Origin of the sequence: Acetohalobium arabaticum DSM 5501, from assembly GCF_000144695.1 — a bacterium.
GTDB classification, from domain to species: Bacteria; Bacillota; Halanaerobiia; order Halobacteroidales; family Acetohalobiaceae; genus Acetohalobium; species Acetohalobium arabaticum.
In genome coordinates this window covers 2,344,057-2,362,212 of sequence record NC_014378.1, presented here as the reverse complement: position 1 = coordinate 2,362,212, position 18,156 = coordinate 2,344,057, and the positions used below count along the sequence as shown (strand labels likewise).

Genomic DNA, 18,156 nt, shown 5'->3' with positions numbered 1-18,156 from the left:
TTAATTTTAAATGTCTGGTTTTAATTTGTTTAATCGAAAAAATATTAATCTTATCGGCAGGAAAATTGATAATTAATACTGAAAAGCATATTATATAGTTAGTAACGAAGTTTATCCCAAATATGAAATTTTTTTAATTTAAAAGGGGGTAGGATAGATGTCAGCTAAGATAGGCATCCCCAAAGCTTTATCTTATTATGTCTATTATCCGTTATGGGAGAAATTTTTTACTGAATTAGGGGCTCAGGTAATAACTTCTGATAATACTTCGCGCTATATAGTTGATGATGGAGTTAAAGAGACGGTTAATGATGCCTGTGTGCCTATCAAATTATTCCATGGGCATGTTTTAAATCTGAAGGATAGAGTTGATTATCTCTTTTTACCTCGGTTAGTCAGCACCAATGGTGAACAGGTTTATTGTCCTAAGTTTTTAGGACTACCGGATATGGTTCGTAATACCTTAGATGGGCTGCCAGAGATAATTTCTCCTCGGGTGGATATTAGGCAAGGAAGATTTAAATTTATTAAAATGCTCTATCAGGTAGGGGCTAGATTAACTAAGAACCCCTTTAAAATATATTCTGCTTTTTCTAAAGCCAGACACTACTTTAGTGATTTCCAATCCCTATTACAGCAGGGCTATACTGTAGATGAAGCAATCAGAGGTTTAAGGGGAGAAGAAGTGGAGCTGGATAATAATCAGGCTAAGCTGAAGGTTGCAGTTCTAGGCTATCCCTATATTATTTATGATCCTCATATTTCAGTTAATATGATTGGAAAACTGCGTGATTTAGGAGTAGAAGTAGTTACAGGGGATATGGTTTCTGCAGAAGAATTAGCAGCACAGAGTCCAAAATTAAAGAAGGATCTCTTCTGGACTTTGAGTGATAAAAAGATTAAAGCCGGTTATCATTATTATGAAGCAGGGGAAATAGATGGATTAATTCATGTTACCGCTTTTGGTTGTGGTCCTGACTTTATGGTAGATGAACTGCTTGAGTTGGCAGCTAAGAACAAGGATGATATTTCTTTTATGACTTTGACAGTTGATGAACATACTGGTGAGGCCGGAATAGTTACTAGATTAGAGGCGTTTATTGATATGTTAGACTTAAGGGGGAGAAAGCAGTGAAAGTGACCTTTCCGTATATGGGAACTTCCCAGATTGTATTTAAGGCGTTGATGGATGAGTTAGGCCATAAGGCGGTTGTTAAACCGCCGGGTAAACGAACATTAACTTTAGGAACCAAGTATGCTCCAGAATTTGCCTGTATTCCCTTTAAGATTTTATTGGGTACTTATATAGAATCATTAGAAGAAGGAGCAGAAATGATTATTACTTCCGGTGGTCACGGCCCTTGTAGAGCAGGCCATTATGGACAGCTGCATGAGAAGATCTTGCGTGATTTAGGTTATGATTTTGAGATGGTAGTCTTTGAATCGCTGGCAGATGGTTTCAGTGATTTCATTACTAATATTCGACGGGTAGCTGGGCCTGATCTCTCCTGGTGGCAGATACTGAAACTAATAAGAAAGGGCTGGACTCGGCTAAAAGCACTGGATGAAATAGAAAGGTTAAGCCATAAAGTGCGGCCTAGAGAATTGGATCAAGGTGCTGCTACAGAGGCCTTTGATAAAGCTAAAGAGATAATCAGAACAGCAGCAACAGTAGCTGAGATTAAAGAGGCTAAAGAAGAAGGGATCAGGCTACTTCAGAATGTTGAGCAGGAGGAAGATTACGAACCATTAAAGATCGGACTTGTAGGTGAGATATATGTTGTGCTTGAACCGTCAGCTAATTTAGAGATAGAAGAAACACTAGGAGAGATGGGAGTTGAAGTTGACAGTTCTATTTATTTAACAGACTGGACAAAGGAGCACACCTTCTTCATGCCTGCTGAAGAAACGGTAGAAGAGGCTGCCAAGCCTTACTTAGATCAGTTAGTAGGAGGCCACGGCCAGGAATCTATCGGCAATACTGTACTGTATGCCAAGAATGGTTTTGATGGTGTAATTCAGCTAGCCCCCTTCACCTGTATTCCGGAAATTGTTGCTAAAAGTATTCTGCCTCAGGTAAGCAAAGATTATAATATTCCATTTTTGACTCTTTTTCTAGATGAAAAGACAGGTAAAGCTGGAACTGTTACTCGGCTTGAGGCTTTTGTAGATCTATTAGCTAGAAAAAGAGATAGAAATAGGAGGGAGCTTCCATGAAGGGTTATTTAGGAATAGATGTTGGTTCAGTTAGTATCAATATAGTAATCCTTGATACTGATGGTGAGGTAATTAAGAAATCATATTTACGGACTAAAGGACAACCTATTGAAGTGGTACAGCAGGGGTTGAAAGATTTGAGCCAGAGTCTGCCGGATGATTTAGAGATTGCAGGTGTAGGAACTACCGGTAGCGGGCGGAATTTAATCGGTGTTATTGTGGGAGCAGATACAATTAAGAATGAAATTACAGCCCATGCTGTTGCTGCTTCCCATATTCTACCTGAGGTGCGGACAGTACTGGAGATTGGCGGGCAGGATTCTAAATTAACTATTTTGAGAGATGGAATAGTGGTTGATTTTGCGATGAATACTGTCTGTGCAGCAGGAACCGGTTCTTTCTTAGACCAGCAGGCCTCCAGGTTGGGAATTCCTATTGAAGACTTTGGTAAATTAGCCCTTAAATCAAATAATAAAGTCCGGATTGCCGGCCGCTGTTCTGTCTTTGCTGAATCCGATATGATTCATAAACAGCAGATGGGACATAATGTAGAGGATATTATTGCTGGATTATGTGAAGCTTTAGTTAGAAATTACTTGAATAATGTAGGACAGGGTAAAGAGATTCGAGAACCAATTATCTTTCAGGGAGGGGTCGCTGCCAATGATGGCATTAAACAGGCATTTGAAGAGGCTCTAGAAACTGAAGTAACGGTTCCGGAGCATCATGAGGTCATGGGAGCCATTGGAGCAGGCCTTTTAGCTAAGGAAGAAGTGAATTACAGTAATAAAGAGACTAACTTTGAAGGTTTGAAGATAACCGATGTAGATTATACTCCTTTCAGTTTTGAGTGTGACGGCTGTTCAAATTTATGTGAAGTAATTGAGATCAGAATGGAGGGGGAGTTAATTGCCCGCTGGGGTTATAAATGTAATAAGTGGGATTTGATTTAAAGGTACATATTCCTCCAATTAATTGTTAATAATAAAGAAAAAATTAATTGGAGGAAGAGGAGAATGCTAGTAACCTTTCCCCAGATGGGGGATTTGAATATTCCGCTGGAAAGTTTATTTGATAAGCTTGGAATAGATACTTTATCACCGCCGCCTTTAACGGAAAGGACTCTTAATTTAGGGGTTCGGTATGCTCCTGAATCATCCTGCTTACCATTTAAGCTGGTGTTAGGCAATTTCATTGAAGCTTTAGAAGAAGGTGCCGAAGTGTTAATGATAGCTGGAGGAAATGGGCCCTGTCGTTTTGGTCATTTTGGAGAATTAGCTGAAGAAATTTTGAAGGATTTAGGTTATGAGTTCAAACTTTATATTTTAGAGCCGCCTATAAGTTCCATTCTGGAGACTATAACTGAATTATCTTCTGATTTCAGCTGGTTGAAGGCTTTATCTGCTCTGCGGTTGGCCTGGAATAAGTTAATTATAATTGAAAAGTTAAAAAAGTATAGGCTACAATTAGGTGTCGGATTGAGTAGAGAAAGAAGCCGTAGGCTAGATAATAAGTATCTACAGCTGGTTGCAGAGGCTGAAGCTAATAAAGAATTAACCGGAATTAAAAGGAAATTTAAATCAGAATTAAATAGCCTGGTTTCAGAAAGGGATTCTGCTAATGTAAAGATAGGCTTAGTCGGTGATATCTATACAGTATTAGAACCTTTTGCTAATCTGGATATAGAACGAAGATTGAATCAGCTAGGTGCTGTAGTTAACCGCGGGGTTTTTTTAAGTAACTGGATAAAGGAAAATTTAATCTATGGAGGATTAGGTCTAAATAAAAATCGTAAAGTAAATAAAGCAGCTCGAGATTATCTTAAAATAGGAGTTGGCGGGTTGGGTCTTGAAACAGTAGGTGAAACAGTATTATATAGTCACCAGGATTATGATGGCGTATTGCAGCTGGCTCCTTTTGGCTGTATGCCTGAAATTGTTGCTCAAAGTGCTTTAACAGAAATTGAACAGGATTTAGGAATTCCTACTTTGACTTTAGTTGTGGATGAACATTCCAGTGCTGCTGGAGTACAGACGCGGTTAGAGGCTTTTGTTGATTTATTACAGCGCAGAAAACAGAATACTATTTCTAATTAAAGCATTCCTGATATAATGAGGAATGTTTTAATTCTGTTATTTATGAAATTTCTTAAATGAGAAGGGAGCTTAACAATGTCACAGACCAATTTAATACTGATTATTTTATTTATTTTGGGTTTATTATCCAAGGACCATGCCTTAATTATTTCTGCTCTTATCTTATTTGGCTTAAAAAATTTAAAATTGGATCATTGGCTGCCGGTAGTTGAACAGTATAGTGTCAAGGTAGGCATTATGTTAATTATGTTAGGAATTTTAACTCCGGTAGCCACTGGAGAATTAGATTTACTACAGATTAAAGAGACTATTAAGACTCCTTTAGGTGTGATCGGAGTTGGAATGGGAATTATAGTTACTTTACTTACTAGAGATGGGCTTAATCTGATGAATACTACTCCAGAAGTAGTGCCTAATTTAGTTGTAGGAATTATTCTGGGCATTGCTTTCTTCGGTGGAGTACCCAGCGGCCCTATAATTGCCAGCGGTATTACAGCTTTTTTAATTAAGATTTTTAGATTCTTAAGTTAGGTGGTGAAATTTGATAAATTGCTTGCAAAAAGATAATTGACCAGATATAATGTAATAATGTTGGAGCTAAGATGGAGGTAGATACTTTGGAGTCGGTAGTAGTTAATGTTGAAAGTATTCAAATTGATGAAACAGGTAAGAAAGAAGAGATCTCTTTTACAACTAAAGGCAGTCTTTATCAGAAAAAGTTTAGTTATTACTTACGGTATGAAGAAGAATTAGGAACTGATCAAGCAGTGACTACTACGCTGAAGATTAAGGATGATGTCTTAACTTTGATTCGTGATGGTGCTGTTCGAATGAAACAGGACTTTGTAGCAGGAGAGACTGGTTCTTTTAGCTATCAAACTCCTTATGGCAAATTAGAGTTTAACCTAACAGTAGAGCAGGTTTATATTGAAACAGCAGCTAAGCAGGGCAGGATTGAATTAAAATATACTTTAAAAGATAGAGATAAATTGGTTAGTCAGAATCAGTTACTTATTACTTATAAGGAGGGTTTGAATGTCTAATATAGTCAGTGAGATTAGAGATGATTTAATTATAGAGATTAAGGATGCAATTAGACGAGCTGTAGATGAGGAAATTTTGAATTTAGATAATCCGCCGGATGATGTTATGCTGGAAGTTCCGCGGGAAGAGGGTCACGGTGATTATGCTACTAATATTGCTATGGTATTGGCTGGACAAGCCGGGATGGCGCCTAGAGATATTGCTCAGGTTATAGTTGATAATTTAGCTGAGCTTGAGTTAGTTTCTAAGGTAGAGATAGCCGGCCCGGGCTTTATTAATTTTTACTTGGTTGATGAATGGTTATACCAGATCATTGAAACGGTTTTAAATGAAAAAGAGGATTATGGTAAAAGTAATTTTGGTAATGGAAAGAAGGTGCAGATAGAATTTGTCAGTGCTAACCCTACCGGTCCTTTGCATGTAGGACACGGCCGCGGGGCAGTTGCTGGTGATGTGTTAGGGAATATTATGTCAGCAGCTGGTTTTGATGTAGCTAAAGAGTATTATATCAATGATGCCGGTAATCAGATGGAGCTATTAGGAAAGTCAGTTGCTTTACGCTACCAAGAATTATTAGGAGCCGATATCACAATGCCGGAAAATTCCTATCAAGGAGACTATATTGAGAAGATAGCAGCTAAAATTGAAACTGAATATGGTGATAAGTATTTAACTGATGTTCAAGATGGGAATTATGAATTCTTTAGAGAATTTGCCTATGAGCAGCTGTTGGCCAATATTAAAGCTGATCTACAGGCTTTTGGAATTGAGTTTGATAACTGGTTTAGTGAACGAAAGTTGCATCAAGAAGATAAGATTGGAGAAGTAGTTGCCCAATTAAAAGAAGACGGTTATTTATATGAAGAAGAAGGAGCTTTATGGCTTAAGTCCACAGACTTTGGTGATGATAAAGATCGAGTTGTTATCAAAGATAATGGTGTTCCTACTTATTTAGCTGCCGATATAGCCTATCATGATAATAAGTATCAGCGAGGGTTTGAGGAAGTAATCAATGTCTGGGGAGCAGACCACCACGGCTATATTGCCCGAATGAAGGCAGCAGTTGAAGCCTTAGGATATAGCCCTGAAATGTTGAAGGTGATTATAGTTCAGATGGTTACTTTGCTGCGGGACGGTAAACAGGTTTCAATGTCCAAACGGGCTGGAGACTTTATTACTTTAAGGGATGTAGTTGATGAAGTAGGATGTGATGCTGCCCGCTATTTTTATGTAATGCGTAGTACTGACAGCCATCTAGATTTTGATCTCGATTTAGCTAAAGAAGAGTCTGCTGAAAATCCTGTCTATTATATTCAGTATGCCCATGCTAGAATCTGCAGTATTTTAGATCAGATTAAAAAAGAAGAGATCAAGATAGAAGATGTATCAGGAGTAGATTTAGAAAGACTCGATACTGAAGTAGAGTTGGACTTAATCCAGAAGTTAGGAGATTATCCTGAAGAACTAGCTGAAAGTGCTAAAAGTAGAGAACCCCATCATATGGCGCGGTATGCTTATGAATTAGCAGCCCAGTTTCATAGTTTTTATAATAAATGCCATGTTTTAATCCAGGATGAAGAAGTGATGCAGGCTAGACTCCAGCTAGTCTTAGCTGTAAAGCAGGTATTATCTAATCTATTGAATATATTAGGAGTTTCTGCTCCAGAAAGTATGTAATTCATTAATCTAATAATCTAAATTAGGAAAATAAGGGAGTGTTTTTATGACAAAGTATATCTTCGTAACTGGAGGTGTCGTTTCTTCTTTAGGCAAAGGAATAACAGCTGCTTCGTTAGGAAGATTGTTGAAATCTAGAGGATTAAATGTAAGAATTCAGAAATTTGATCCCTATATAAATGTCGATCCAGGAACAATGAGCCCCTATCAGCACGGTGAAGTATTTGTAACTGAGGATGGAGCAGAGACTGATCTGGATTTAGGCCATTATGAACGATTTATTGATAATAGTTTAACTAAGAACTGTAATGTGACTACTGGCCAGATTTATCAGTCAGTAATTACTAAAGAACGGAGAGGCGATTATTTAGGTGGAACTGTACAGGTGATTCCACATATTACTGATGAGATTAAAGAACGAGTAACGAGAGTCGGCAAGGAAAGCAATGCCGATGTAGTAATTACTGAAATCGGCGGTACTATCGGTGATATTGAAGGACTGCCGTTTGTAGAAGCCATTAGACAGTTGAGAGGAGATCTAGGAGCAGAGAATGTAATGTATATCCACTGTACTCTGATTCCCTATCTTGAAGCAGCTGGAGAATTAAAGACGAAGCCGACTCAACATAGTGTTAAAGAATTAAGAAGTGTAGGGATTCAGCCTAATATTATTGTCTGTCGAGCCGATAGACAGTTAACCCAGGAAGTTAAGGATAAGATTGCTCTATTCTGTGATATTGAAAAAGAAGCCGTGATTCCTCTCATTGATGCTGACTGTATTTATGAGATTCCTTTAATTGTCGAAAAAGAAGGGCTGGCCAATATAGTTGTTGATAGATTAAATCTTGATGTTGACAAGCCTGATCTGGATAATTGGAAGCAGTTAGTTGATAGAATGAAGAATCTGGGTGGTGAAACTGAGATAGCAATTGTTGGTAAGTATATTGAACTACAGGATGCCTATATAAGTATTGTTGAATCGCTGAAGCATGCTGGAATAGTCAATGATGCTGAAATTAATATAAGATGGATCTATGCTGAGGACTTAGAAGGGGAGGATGCTGCAGAATACCTATCCGGGGTAGACGGTATTCTAGTACCCGGCGGCTTTGGGGACCGGGGAATTGAAGGAAAGATTAATTCAATTAAGTATGCTCGCCAGGAAAATGTTCCTTTTTTAGGTCTCTGTTTAGGAATGCAGTGTGCAGTAATTGAGTTTGCCCGAAATGTCTGTGGATTACAGGAGGCCAATAGTGCTGAATTTAATGATATTACTCCTGACCCAGTAATTGATATTCTTCCGGAACAGAAGGATATTGAAGAGAAAGGCGGTACTATGCGGTTAGGGACTTATCCATGTAAGGTTAAAGAAGGGACTTTGACTGATGAAGCCTATGATGAAGAGGTTATTTATGAGCGCCACCGCCATCGATATGAATTTAATAATTATTATCGCAAACTCTTTGAACAGTCAGGAATGATCTTTAGCGGTGTTTCACCTGATAATAAGTTAGTAGAGATTATTGAGTTGGAAGATCATTCCTGGTTTGTGGCAACCCAGTTCCATCCTGAATTTAGATCGCGCCCCAATCGGCCCCATCCATTATTTACAAAGTTTGTAGAAGCAACTATGGAGTAATGATGAGGATCTATCAAAAATAAAGATTAATTAATAAGCCCCTCCATGTATATTCTGGTTATTTTTGGAAACCATAGTAATAAACCAGAGAAATGGAGGGGACTTGCTATGCGCTTATTTATTAAGTTATTAGTTATTACTTTATTAATAATATTTATGTTTCAGGTTAGTGTTGCTGCTGAGGTTCAGCAAAGATTAAAAGGAGAGATAGTAGCTGTTAATAGTCAGCAGGGAAGCTTTTTATTTAAAAGCAGCGGAGATCTTAAAGAGTATCAGGTTAATTTACATACAAAGCTATCCTTAAATGGTTCCCAGGTAAATTTAAAGGCTTTAAGGCCGGTTACTGAAGAAGACTTTCAACCGGCGGTAATAAAATTGAATAATCAGGGAAACTTAATAGAGGTACGAGCAGAATATGATGCGTTACCTATAGAGATTAGATCCGTCAGCAAGGATAAAGCTAACTTAAAAGTAAATATCCTGAATTCCAATAAGGTATTAGACATTACTTATCAGGAAGAGATAATTTTAATCCGCAATGGAAGTCAGATTGAAATAGATGAACTTCAGCCGGGAGATCAGGGATTAGTTATTTTAGGATTGGAAGATAAAGTCCGAAAAATTAAAGTTAAAAATTATCAATATAGGGGAGAGGCTGAATAATATCTTCAGTTATCTAAAGGAATTTTTTCATCTAATAGAGAATAAAATACTAGAGGAGGTTGAAGAGATGCTATTTGACTACAAAGTTACTTTAGCCTTAAGGTGTCCTATCTGTGGTGAATTAGAATTACATCCTTTTACTGTATTTGATTTTTCGGGGCAGGATAGTTTGGAAATAAAATGCAGCTGTGGATTTAATAAAATGACTATTACAACTAATAATTATAAACAGTATTGGCTGCAGTTTGCTTGTTTAGTCTGTGAAACTGAACATGTAGTTACATATAGAAATAATGAATTATGGAGTCCAGAAGTAAAAGAAATTTCTTGTCTGGAGAATGATTTAGAGCTTGGTTATTTAGGATCTGAAGCAGAGATTCGAGAATTAATTGATGAAGAAAAACAGTTAGGTTCAATCTTTTCCGAAATAGGGATTGAAAATTACTTTAGTAATTCTGATATTATGTTATTAGCATTGAATTCACTCTACGATATTGCTGATAGTGGAGATCTGTTCTGCCAATGTGGCAATAGAGATATTGAAATAGATATGTTTCCTGGCAGAATTGAGCTATTCTGCAGAGAATGTGATGGATTAATTACTATTAATGCTGAAACGGAGGAAGACTTAACCTTTTTAAAGAATATAAAAAAGATTGAGATGTTAGAAGGAGTAGTCAGTGCTTTAGAGAAGAATTAAGCTTAACTCTATAAATCTATAGAGGGAGGAATAAAAATGTCATTAGTACCTATGAGTGATATTCTAACAAAGGCAAATGAAGAGGGATATGCTGTTGGTGGTTTTAATATGAATAATCTAGAAGCCCTACAGGCCATTATTGAAGCAGCCGAAGAAGAGAATTCACCGGTTATTTTACAGGCCAGCGAAGGAGCAATTCGCTATATTGATATGGAATATGCTGTAGCTATGGCTAAAGCAGCAGGTGAAAAGGCTTCAGTGCCGGTAGCTTTTCATTTAGACCACGGCGGCAGTTTTGAAAAGGTAATCCAGTGTATTAGAAATGGTTTTTCTTCGGTAATGATTGATGGTTCTGAACTGCCTTTTGAAGAAAATATAGCTTTAACCAATAAAGTTATTGAGGCTGCTTCTGCTGTAGGAGTCAGTGTTGAGGCAGAATTAGGTATGCTCGGTGGAGCTGAGGATGATAAAGAAGTTGAAGATCAAGATGCTACTTTGACAAATCCAGAGGAAGCAGTAGAGTTTGTAGATAAGACAGGAGTAGATGCTTTAGCTGTTGCTATTGGAACTGCTCACGGCGTCTATAAAGGAGAGCCGGAGTTGGATTTTGAACGTCTGGATAATATTAATCAAAAAGTAGCGGTTCCGCTGGTTTTACATGGTGCTTCTGGTGTATCTGATGAGGATATTGCTGAAGCTATTGAGTTAGGAATTAATAAAATTAATGTTAATACAGCTTTTCAGCAGGCATTTACTGCTAAGACGCGCCAGGTATTAGAGGATCCTGATGTCTATGATCCACGTAAGATCTGCGGTCCATCCCGGGAAGCGATGAAAGAGAAAGTAATAGAAAAGATTAGATTATTTGGTAGTCATAATAAAGCATAATAACAGATAGGAATGGATTTAGGGACAGGAGATGATTCTGTCCCTAAATTTTGTTCTATTAACTGATGATAGTTGACTTTCAAAGAAAATTAGGATATAATTTACTGTAAAATCCGCAGTACAAGGTTGATCTCTACTTATAATGCTTTTGGCATCTCAGATAGTTATTTTCTTATTAATGACCTCGAGCTTATTGGTATCAACTTAGGAAGGATTATTATTTTGCTTGCCTATATGAGTTAGTGTCCTATTTAATTCTTCGTATATTAATGAAAAACATTTATTTATTGGTGTAGATTTTTTAATATTGGAAATATTTTTGAAGTGTAAGGGGAGGCAGTTTAAGGAATGAATATAGCTGAATTGCAAGAGAAGACGATTACTGAATTACATGAAGTAGCTAAAGATCTAGAAATTAGTGGTTATACCCGCTTAAAGAAGAAGGAATTAATCTTTGAAATTTTAAAGGCTGAAACTGAAAATGGAGGTCTGATTTTTGCTGAAGGGGTTTTAGAAATCCTGCCTGACGGGTATGGTTTCTTACGTCCTTCTAAATATCTACCGAGTACTGATGATATCTATATTTCTGCATCACAGATAAAGCGGTTTGATTTAAGGACCGGTGATGTAGTCTCCGGCCAGGTTAGAAAACCTAAAGACAATGAGCGATATTTTGCTTTATTGCGAATAGAGGCTGTTAATTACGAGGATCCAGAATTGGCTTCAGAGCGGGCTTATTTTGAAGATTTGACTCCTCTCTATCCTCAGGAGAGAATTGTATTAGAGGACAACCCCAGCGATGTATCGACTCGATTAATGGATTTGATAGCTCCGGTAGGTAAAGGACAGCGCGGATTAATCGTTGCTCCTCCTAAGGCCGGTAAGACAGTATTGCTAAAAAAGGTAGCAAATAGCATTGTTAAAGAATCACCGGAATCTAAATTAATGATTCTGCTGATTGATGAACGCCCAGAAGAAGTAACTGATATGAAGCGGTCAGTGGATGCGGAGGTAATTAGTTCTACTTTTGATGAGCCGCCGAAGAATCATATTAAAGTTTCTGAACTTGTATTAAAGAAGGCCAAAAGGTTAGTAGAGCAGAAGAAGGATGTAGTTATTCTTTTAGACAGTATTACGCGTTTGGCTCGCGCTTATAATGTAAATGTACCTTCCAGCGGCCGTACGTTATCTGGTGGTTTAGATCCTACAGCCCTTCATAAACCGAAGCGTTTCTTTGGAGCTGCTAGAAATATAGAGGAAGGCGGCAGTTTGACGATCCTGGCGACTGCTTTAGTGGAGACAGGAAGCAGAATGGATGATGTAATTTATGAAGAATTTAAGGGTACCGGAAATATGGAACTTCACTTAGACCGAACCTTGGCTGAAAAGAGACTCTTCCCGGCTATAAATGTTCAGCTTTCTGGAACTAGAAAAGAAGAGTTATTATTGGGAGATTCAGAGCTAAATACTATGTGGACACTGCGTAGAGAGATTACTGATCTTTCCAAATCCGAGGTAATCAGCTCCTTTATTAAACATATCAAGAGTACTGATTCCAATCAGCAGATGTTAAATTCCCTCCAGAAGGCCTTTGGTAAGAAATAATTGAAATTTGGTAATAACTATGTTATAATGTGACAGTCGAAACTGGAGCAAAAAAGGAAGAGGTGATGAAAGATGCAGAAGGATATTCATCCAGAATATAAGGAAGCAACAATTACTTGTGCTTGTGGTGAAACATTTAAAACTAAGAGTACTAAAGGTGATCTGAGGGTAGAAGTCTGTTCTAATTGTCATTCTTTCTATACTGGCAAGCAGAAACAGAATACTCGCGGCGGTAGGATTGAAAGATTCAAGGAAAAATATGATCTTTAATAATGATAATCGGCAGAGCATTATGCTCTGCTATTTTCTTTAGGTAAGGAGGAATAGGATGACAGATAAGCAGCAGTGTAATCATCAATACGGCGGTCAGGCAGTTATTGAAGGAGTAATGATGCGTGGCAGCGATAACTTGGCTATTGCTGTTAGAAAGAATGAAGATGATATCGTGCTTCATACTGAAGAAGTAGATTCTGTCAGTGATAGATATTCTATTTTGGAAAGGCCTTTTATTCGCGGAGTTGTTTCTCTTTTTGAATCCTTAATTATGGGAATGAAGGCTTTGACTTTTTCTGCCAATCAGGTAGCCGAAGAAGAAGAGGAAGAAGAACTATCGACCTGGGAGTTGATTCTTACTATCGGTACTGCTTTAGGACTGGCTATTTTATTATTTGTTGTATTACCAGCAACGGCAATCAAGTTTATTCAGCAGTATGTTGGATCTGATTTAGTTTTAAATTTCATTGAAGGAGTTATCAAAGTTACAGTCTTTTTACTGTATATAATTGGTATTTCTCGTTTAAATGATATTAACCGCGTTTTTCAGTACCACGGAGCAGAGCATAAGGTGATTTATAATTATGAGGCGGACTTACCTTTGAGTATAGATAATGCCCGGCAGTATAGCACACTTCATCCGCGCTGCGGAACTAATTTTCTGTTGATAGTGATGATCACAAGCGTTCTATTATTCTCCTTTTTTGGACGGCCTTCATTACTAAATCGAATCCTAATCCATATCGCTTTACTTCCAGTGGTAGCTGGACTTTCTTATGAAATCATTAAATTGGCTGGTAAAGAGGATGCTAATCCAATAATTAAATTAATTGCTACACCGGGTCTTTGGCTGCAGAAGTTAACTACTAGAGAGCCGGATGATAAGCAGCTGGAAGTAGCTATTAAGGCACTAAAAGGGGTTTTGGAATTAGAGGAATCATCATAATCCCCCCCTTCTTTATCTTAGATTAAATTTTGAATTACTAAATGAGTAATGATAAAATATATAAATAGTGGGTAAAAAGTAAGCAGAGATTTAAAATTAATAATGGAGGTGAAAAGACCTGCCAGTTTAGTTAATAAGCAGGTTGATTTATGCTTGATTGTAAGGAAGCATTAGATGATGCAGAAGCTAGATATGAAAAATTACAGAAGATGTTAAGTGATCCAGAAGTGATCAATAATCAGAGTAAGTTCCAAAAATTATCGAAAGAGCATGCTGAACTTAAGAAATTAGTAAAAAAGTATAGAAAATATAAAGAGATAATGGCTGAAATTGAAGAAGCTAAAGAACTGTTAGAGATGGAAGATGATGAAGAAGCTGTTGAGCTGGCAAAGATGGAATTAGCAGAATTAGAGCCTAAGCAGGAAAAATTAGAAGAAGAACTACCGCTAATGTTAATTCCTGAAGATCCTAATGATGAGAAGAATGTTATTGTTGAGATTAGAGCTGGTACCGGGGGTGATGAAGCTGCCTTATTTGCTGGAGAGCTTTATCGGATGTATTCTCGTTATGCTGAAAAGCAGGACTGGGATGTGGATATAATGAGTTCTAGTTCTTCAGAGGTAGGAGGTTTTAAAGAGATGATCTTTGTAGTCGAAGGGAAAGGAGCCTACAGCCGTCTGAAGTATGAAAGCGGTGTACATCGTGTACAGCGAGTACCGGAGACTGAATCAAGCGGTCGGATCCATACTTCTACGGCAACAGTTGCTGTACTGCCGGAGGCAGAAGATGTGGATATCGAGATTAATCAGAATGACTTAACGATTGAGACCTATCGTTCCAGCGGTCCCGGCGGCCAGAGTGTAAATACTACTGATTCAGCTGTCAGGATTACTCATGAACCGACAGGGGTTGTAGTTTCCTGTCAGGATGAAAAGTCCCAGCATAAGAATAAAAGAAAGGCAATGCGGGTTTTAAGATCCAGAATTCAGGAAAAGATAGAAGCAGAAAAGCAGGCTGAAGAGGCAGAAAAGCGTAAGATGCAGATTGGAAGCGGCGGTAGAAGTGAACGGATTAGAACCTATAACTTTCCTCAAGGAAGAATTACAGACCACAGAATTAATTTAACTACTCACCAGATGGAGAGTATTCTTGATGGAGAGATCGATGAACTGGTAGATGAATTAGTAACAGCCGATCAGACTGAGAAGTTAGAACAGATGTATAGTTAAGGAAGTAGGTGGCATAGGTTGACAGAACGGTTGACAATTAAGAAGATTTTAAAGAAAACTACTGATTACTTTAAAGAGCATGGGATTGAAACAGCCCGCCTGGATGCTGAGGTATTATTAGCAGATTTATTGGATATGGAGCGCATTAAGCTGTATGTTAACTTCGACCGTCCTTTAACTGAAGTAGAGATCAATCAATACCGCCAGCGGGTGATTCAGCGGGCTAAGCGGATGCCGGTAGCCTATATAATCGGTTATCAGGAATTTATGTCATTGAAATTTAAGGTTAATGAGGATGTATTGATTCCAAGACCGGAAACAGAACACTTAGTGGAAGCTGTAATCCAAAGAGTTAATAAATTAGCCGATAAAAGAGAAAAATTGACAGTTATTGATCTCTGTACCGGCAGCGGAGCTATTATTATCAGTTTAGCCAAAGAATTAGCAGATGTTCCGCTTGAGATTAATTATATTGGAACTGATGTTTCACAAGAGGCTCTTGCAGTAGCTAAAGATAATGCCAAATTACACCAGGTTCAGAATCAAATTCAGTTTTTGGTGGGAGATCTTTTAAATCCAGTTAAAGAACTGAATTTAAAGCCTGATATTATTATCTCTAATCCCCCTTATATAGCCGATAAAGAGTTGCAGGAATTAGAGCCGGAACTGCAGTATGAACCAGAGATTGCCCTTAAAGCTGGAGAAAATGGGATTGACTTTTACCGTCAGATCATTTCTGAGACCGAACAGCTACTGACAGATGGAGGGATAATAGGATTTGAAGTTGGAAATCAGCAGTCAAAATCTGTTTATCAACTGCTTGAAGAAAATAATTTTATTAATTTAACAGTTATTGATGATTATGCTGAGGTTCCTAGAGTTATCTTAGGAGAAAAGGCTTTAGATGGAAGGAAGGGTAGTAGGTTCAATGGAAGTAATTAAGGGGACAAGGTTATTCAATTTAGATGATAGAAATGCTATTTCGGAATGCAGCAGTATCTTGACAGATGGAGGATTAGTAGCCTTTCCAACAGAGACTGTTTATGGATTAGGGGCTAATGCTTTAGATGCTGAAGCAGTGAATAAAATCTTTACTGCTAAAGGAAGACCGGCAGATAATCCATTAATAGTACATATAGCTTCTTTATCACAATTAGATAAATTAGTATTAAAAGTACCGAACCAGGTTAAATTATTGAGTGATAGATTCTGGCCGGGCCCTTTAACTTTAGTCTTAAAGAAGAAGGAGATAGTTCCTGATATAACTACTGGCGGTCTTGATACGATAGCAGTTAGACTGCCTGATCATAAAGTAGCCTTAGATTTATTGAATCGCTGTCAACTGCCAGTAGCTGCTCCTAGTGCTAATCTATCCGGCCGTCCAAGTCCGACTTTAGCCCAGCATGTTGTTACTGATCTGGGTGGTAGAATCGAAGCTATAATTGACGGCGGACAGACTGGAGTCGGTGTTGAATCTACAGTTATCAGTTTAGTTGAAGATCGACCTACTCTGCTTAGGCCTGGCGGTATTACCTATCAGGAACTGACAGAGGTATTGGGTGAGGTTGATATTGATTCAGCTGTTAAAGCCGAGCTAGAATCAGAAAATAAATCAGCTTTAGCTCCCGGCATGAAGTACAAACATTATTCGCCAGAAGCAGATGTGATCTTAGTAGAGGGAGAAGCTGAAAGAATAGCCCACAAGATTACTAAATTAGCCGATGAATACTTGGCTGAAGGATATCAGGTTGGAATTATGGCTACAGAGGAGAATAGTAACTTCTATACTGCAGGCCAAGTCCAGGTTATGGGAAGTAGAGATAAATTATCGGTTATAAGTGCTAATCTATTTAGGCTTTTGCGCAGCTTTGATGACTCAGGAGTAGACATTATATTAATAGAAGGAGTATCTAACCAGGGATTAGGCTTAGCTATTATGAATAGATTACGAAAAGCTGCTGGCTATCAGGTGATTAGGGTATAGGCTGCTTATTTTATGATTTTAACAGTATTGGGGGGTGAGCAATGGGGGTAAATATATTATTTGTCTGTACAGGGAATACATGCCGCAGTAGCATGGCAGAATATATCTTTAGAGACCTAGATAAATCAGAAGAATATGAAGTTATGTCAGCAGGAGTTTCAGCTGTCAACGGTAAGAATGCTGCTCCACAAGCAGAACAGATAATGTCCGAAAAGGGGATAGATATTTCAGACCATCAATCCCAAAAACTGACTGAAGATTTAGTAAGAACATCTGATTTAATATTGACAATGACCCATCAACATAAGAATTCAATCCTTAATATGTTTGCTGACAGTGAAAATAAAGTCTTTACCTTAAAAGAATTTGTAGAGGAGATAGATGAGTTAGAGGAGATAACAGATGAGATAGATGAAATTTATAAACGCATCAGCAATCAACGGGAGAAGTTTTTAGATGAAAAGGGAGCTAAGATTGAACGGTTACGGAAGAGGCATCAAGAATTAATTCAGGAGATTGGAGAAGTAGAGGATGAGTTAAACCGATTAGAAGGAGAATTATCCGACGAGATAGCAGAGGATAAAGAAAGATTGAATACTTTACAGAGTAAAGTTCAGAATCTAGATATAAGTGATCCATTTGGACAACCAGCTTCTGTTTATCGGCAATGTGCTGAAGAATTAGAGGAATATATCAAGTTATTATTGGAGAAGATTGAATAACTGCATGGAGGTTGAAATTATGAAAGTAGCTTTAGGAAGTGATCACGGAGGGTATGAATTAAAAGAAGAAGTAAAGAGATACTTAGAGGAAGCTAGAATAGATTATAAGGACTTTGGAGCCTATTCTACCGATTCAGTTGATTATCCTGATATTGCAATTCCAGTAGCTGAAGCTGTATCAGAAGGTAAGTATGAACGCGGAATCTTAATCTGTGGAACCGGAATTGGAATGTCAATCACTGCCAATAAGTTCAAAGGTGTCAGAGCTGCTTTATGCCATGATATATTTTCGGCTAAGGCTACTAGAGAACATAATGACTCCAATCTCTTAACAATGGGAGATAGAGTAATAGGTAAACAGTTGGCTTTGGAAATAGTCAAGGTATGGCTGGATACTGAATTCCACGGCGGCAGACATGCCAGAAGGATTAATAAGATTAAAGAGATTGAATAGTGATGATAGAAAGGATTGA

At 37.8% G+C, this 18,156-nt stretch carries 19 protein-coding genes; all 19 read left to right on the top strand.

Features of this window, described 5'->3' with window-relative positions; all coding sequences use genetic code 11:
- The first annotated feature begins 157 nt into the window (after positions 1-157).
- A complete protein-coding gene (locus acear_RS11415) occupies positions 158-1,135 on the top strand; it encodes an acyl-CoA dehydratase activase-related protein (protein WP_013279176.1) in 978 nt (325 codons plus the stop codon).
- The gene (locus acear_RS11410; protein ID WP_013279175.1) at positions 1,132-2,217 is read left to right on the top strand and encodes a hypothetical protein; all 1,086 of its coding nucleotides are present in this window, start codon (positions 1,132-1,134) and stop codon (positions 2,215-2,217) included. Before acear_RS11415 ends, acear_RS11410 begins: the two co-directional genes overlap by 4 nt.
- Positions 2,214-3,170: an acyl-CoA dehydratase activase gene (locus acear_RS11405; protein WP_013279174.1), complete on the top strand. Its 957-nt coding sequence runs from the start codon at positions 2,214-2,216 to the stop codon at positions 3,168-3,170. Before acear_RS11410 ends, acear_RS11405 begins: the two co-directional genes overlap by 4 nt.
- A gap of 63 nt (positions 3,171-3,233) precedes the next feature.
- Positions 3,234-4,313, top strand: coding sequence for a hypothetical protein (locus tag acear_RS11400; protein ID WP_013279173.1), 1,080 nt, complete (start codon positions 3,234-3,236; stop codon positions 4,311-4,313).
- Positions 4,314-4,388: 75 nt separating this feature from the next.
- Positions 4,389-4,844 (top strand): DUF441 domain-containing protein, encoded by a 456-nt coding sequence (locus acear_RS11395; protein WP_013279172.1) that lies wholly within the window; start codon positions 4,389-4,391, stop codon positions 4,842-4,844.
- Between the two features lie 86 nt (positions 4,845-4,930).
- Complete coding sequence (locus tag acear_RS11390) at positions 4,931-5,356, top strand: YwiB family protein (protein WP_049772676.1); 426 nt, start codon at positions 4,931-4,933, stop codon at positions 5,354-5,356.
- Positions 5,349-7,034 carry an arginine--tRNA ligase gene (argS, locus tag acear_RS11385; RefSeq protein WP_013279170.1) on the top strand — a complete coding sequence of 562 codons (1,686 nt, stop codon included), beginning with the start codon at positions 5,349-5,351 and terminating at the stop codon, positions 7,032-7,034. The genes acear_RS11390 and argS overlap by 8 nt, the downstream gene beginning before the upstream one ends.
- Before the next feature lie 46 nt (positions 7,035-7,080).
- A complete protein-coding gene (locus tag acear_RS11380; protein ID WP_013279169.1) occupies positions 7,081-8,673 on the top strand; it encodes a CTP synthase in 1,593 nt (530 codons plus the stop codon).
- Between the two features lie 108 nt (positions 8,674-8,781).
- The gene (locus acear_RS11375) at positions 8,782-9,336 is read left to right on the top strand and encodes a hypothetical protein (protein WP_013279168.1); all 555 of its coding nucleotides are present in this window, start codon (positions 8,782-8,784) and stop codon (positions 9,334-9,336) included.
- 67 nt (positions 9,337-9,403) lie between these two features.
- On the top strand, positions 9,404-10,036 hold the full coding sequence (locus acear_RS11370; protein ID WP_013279167.1) for a hypothetical protein: 633 nt from the start codon (positions 9,404-9,406) through the stop codon (positions 10,034-10,036).
- Between the two features lie 36 nt (positions 10,037-10,072).
- Entirely contained in the window at positions 10,073-10,924 is an 852-nt protein-coding gene (locus acear_RS11365; RefSeq protein ID WP_013279166.1) for a class II fructose-1,6-bisphosphate aldolase, read from the top strand.
- A 348-nt stretch (positions 10,925-11,272) separates the two neighbouring features.
- The gene (gene rho / locus acear_RS11360) at positions 11,273-12,529 is read left to right on the top strand and encodes a transcription termination factor Rho (RefSeq protein ID WP_013279165.1); all 1,257 of its coding nucleotides are present in this window, start codon (positions 11,273-11,275) and stop codon (positions 12,527-12,529) included.
- Between the two features lie 72 nt (positions 12,530-12,601).
- Positions 12,602-12,799: a 50S ribosomal protein L31 gene (rpmE, locus tag acear_RS11355; RefSeq protein WP_013279164.1), complete on the top strand. Its 198-nt coding sequence runs from the start codon at positions 12,602-12,604 to the stop codon at positions 12,797-12,799.
- A 58-nt stretch (positions 12,800-12,857) separates the two neighbouring features.
- Positions 12,858-13,748, top strand: a complete 891-nt coding sequence (locus acear_RS11350; protein WP_013279163.1) for a DUF1385 domain-containing protein — start codon at positions 12,858-12,860, stop codon at positions 13,746-13,748.
- Between the two features lie 149 nt (positions 13,749-13,897).
- The gene (gene prfA / locus acear_RS11345) at positions 13,898-14,977 is read left to right on the top strand and encodes a peptide chain release factor 1 (RefSeq protein ID WP_013279162.1); all 1,080 of its coding nucleotides are present in this window, start codon (positions 13,898-13,900) and stop codon (positions 14,975-14,977) included.
- Between the two features lie 18 nt (positions 14,978-14,995).
- The gene (prmC, locus tag acear_RS11340; RefSeq protein WP_013279161.1) at positions 14,996-15,919 is read left to right on the top strand and encodes a peptide chain release factor N(5)-glutamine methyltransferase; all 924 of its coding nucleotides are present in this window, start codon (positions 14,996-14,998) and stop codon (positions 15,917-15,919) included.
- A complete protein-coding gene (locus tag acear_RS11335) occupies positions 15,906-16,961 on the top strand; it encodes an L-threonylcarbamoyladenylate synthase (protein WP_013279160.1) in 1,056 nt (351 codons plus the stop codon). The genes prmC and acear_RS11335 overlap by 14 nt, the downstream gene beginning before the upstream one ends.
- A 41-nt stretch (positions 16,962-17,002) precedes the next feature.
- The gene (locus acear_RS11330; protein WP_013279159.1) at positions 17,003-17,683 is read left to right on the top strand and encodes a low molecular weight protein arginine phosphatase; all 681 of its coding nucleotides are present in this window, start codon (positions 17,003-17,005) and stop codon (positions 17,681-17,683) included.
- A 19-nt stretch (positions 17,684-17,702) separates the two neighbouring features.
- Complete coding sequence (gene rpiB / locus acear_RS11325; protein WP_013279158.1) at positions 17,703-18,137, top strand: ribose 5-phosphate isomerase B; 435 nt, start codon at positions 17,703-17,705, stop codon at positions 18,135-18,137.
- The last annotated feature ends 19 nt before the right edge of the window (positions 18,138-18,156 follow it).